Raw genomic sequence first — 2,501 nt, 5'->3', positions numbered from 1 at the left:
CCCGACACCCGGCCCTCCAACCAGCCCTCCACTCAGCCCTCCGGCACGGCCTCCACCCCGCCCTCCTCGGTCGAGAACCCGCCCGCGGGCAGCACACGTCCCTCCACCGGCGCCCTTCCCGGCGGCGGTCCACGCCCCGCCGGGCGGCCGTCGTCCACCACGCAGCCTTTGAGCGAGCCCCGTCCCTCTGCAGCGGCCCTTACCGGCGAGAACGGCGCGCCTTCCGTGGCGACCTCCGGCGCCCGCCGGGCGACGCCTCCCGACGTGCGCGCCGCCCGGGACGCCGACCCTCCACCCCCTTCCGGGACGGGCCCTTCGGACGACGTACGGAGCGGCGCGGCGGCGCGACCGGATGGGGACGGTGCGCGGTTCTCGCAGGTGGAGGTGTCTGGCGAGGAGGGCATGAGGCCTGGCGGTGTGGACGGGTTCAAGAGTCCCAGCCCCGAGAACGGCGCGGAGGTGTTCCGTGCGGAGGAGCGGCGGGCGCCCACCGAGACCGGCGCCCTGACCCTGGGTACGGTGGACGGCGCGCTGGACGGACCGCCCGTGTTCAGCCCGGACGGCCGCCTGCTGGCCCTGCCGGGCGCCGGCGAGGTGCGGGTCTGGAACGTGGCCGAACGCCGTGTCTCCGGCTCCTACCCGCTCAAGGCTCCCGGATACGGCCTGGCGTTCTCCGGCGACGGGCGCACCCTGCGCTACCTGAGCGGCACCGGCTCGGTGGTCTCGCTGGACGTCGCGGGGCTCCCCGCCCCCTCCGACGCTGGCCACACCGCCACCTTCAGCGGCAACGGCCGGTTCGCGGCCAAGGAGGTCGGCGACACGATCGAGCTCACCGACACCGTCGCGGGCAGGTCGCTCGGCCGGATCGCCGCCGCCGGAGACCTGTCCTTCGACGTGGGCGGACGTCTGCTCGCCGTCGCGGGCGACCCGGTGACGGTGTGGGAGGTGGCCGGCGCCAGGCAGGTGACCTCCATCGACGCGGGCGGCGACGTGCTCGCCGTGGCGCTGTCACCCGACGGCGGCACGCTGGCCACCGCCCGCGGCAACACCCTGGAGACGTGGGACGTGCGCGAGGGGCGGCGGATCAAGGTGTACGAGGGCGCGGGAGACCTGGCCCTGGCCTTCAGCCCTGACGGCTCGACGCTGGCCGCGGGCGCCAACCTGCTCGACCTCCGTACCGGCAGGATCACCCCGCTGGACCTCGCGGCGGCGGAGAGCGCCCGGACCACGCCGACCGCGCTCGCCTTCTCCCCCGACGGCCGCACGCTGGCGTTCGGACTGGACGGCGGCCGGGTGCTCCTCTGGGACGTGCACGAACGCGAGCCGCGCGGCACGATCGGCACCGGCACGACACCCGTGGACGAGTTGCGCTTCTCGCCGAAGGGCGACCTGCTGGCGATCGACGCCGCCCGCACGTCGCTCTGGGACGTGCGCACGCTGCGCGAGGTCGGCGAGGTCGGATCCTGGGCCGCCGGGCCGGCGTTCAGCCAGGACGGCAGGCGGCTGCGCGGGGTGGCGCTCGACGGCACCGTACGCGAGACCCCGGTCGATCCAGCGCTCACGGCGCAGGAGGTGTGCGCCAGGGCCGACGGGCCGCTGAGCAGGACGGAGTGGAGCCGCCTGATCCCGGAGAGCGGCTACAGAGACGTCTGCTGACACGACGACAAGTCGGCGACCAGAGAACGCAAAGCGGTCCCGCCCATGCTGGCCGCATGAACACTGTGCGCATCCCAGCCGTCTCCCCCCGCCAGGAGGGGGAGCGCGAACCCGACCTCACCTCGATGTACGTCATCCACCGCGCCATGCTCGCCGACCTGCGGCGGCTCATCGAAGTGCTGGGCGCGACCGCCCCGCTCACCGGCGGCGGGAACCAGGCCGCCCGCGCGTACGCGGCCTCGGTCCTGACCGAGGTGCACCACCACCACGCCAACGAGGACGACCTGTTGTGGCCGATCGTGGAGCGCACGGCCGGCCACGCCGTGGACCTCAGCCCGTACACCGACGATCATCAGGCACTCGGCCCCGTGCTCGACCGCTGCCGCGCCGCGCTGCACGGCGACCGCCACGTGCTGAAGCGCGCCCTGGCCGAGCTGCTCGGCTTCCTGGACGAACACATCGCGGAGGAGGAGTCCGGCCTCTTCCCGATCATCTCCAGGTTCGTGCCCTACGAGGCCTACGCCTGGGCGGAGAAACAGATCGCCAAACGGGCGTCGTTCGGGCAACTGTCCTTCACGGCGCCGTGGCTGCTGCGCCACGCCACCGAGGACGAGGCGGAGCGGCTGCTGGCGGGCGCCGGCGCACCGCTGCGGATACTGGTCGCCCTGGTCAGGGGCCGGTACGCCAGGCGCGAGCGCGCGACCTTCGGCTAGGCGGGCGGCCGGTGCGCCGGTCCGGGCCCTGTCGGCGGGAGACCGTCCGTGACAGCCGCCGCAGCTTACGCGCCGCCGAGTTGAGGTGCCGGGGGTTGGGGACCGGCGGGCTGCCGTCGAAGTACACCGCGA

The 2,501-nt window shown here is 74.5% G+C and carries 2 protein-coding genes; both read left to right on the top strand.

The features are described from left to right. The coding region (locus tag E1294_RS51620; protein ID WP_484213994.1) for a WD40 repeat domain-containing protein at positions 1-1,656 on the top strand (1,656 nt) is incomplete at its 5' end. A gap of 56 nt (positions 1,657-1,712) precedes the next feature. After that, complete coding sequence (locus E1294_RS51615; protein WP_132520604.1) at positions 1,713-2,369, top strand: hemerythrin domain-containing protein; 657 nt, start codon at positions 1,713-1,715, stop codon at positions 2,367-2,369. Positions 2,370-2,501: the final 132 nt, after the last annotated feature.

This window comes from Nonomuraea diastatica (assembly GCF_004349015.1).
In the GTDB taxonomy this organism is placed as follows: Bacteria; Actinomycetota; Actinomycetes; order Streptosporangiales; family Streptosporangiaceae; genus Nonomuraea; species Nonomuraea diastatica.
Note: the sequence above shows the minus strand (reverse complement) of the source record. Positions and strands in the feature narration are given on the sequence as shown.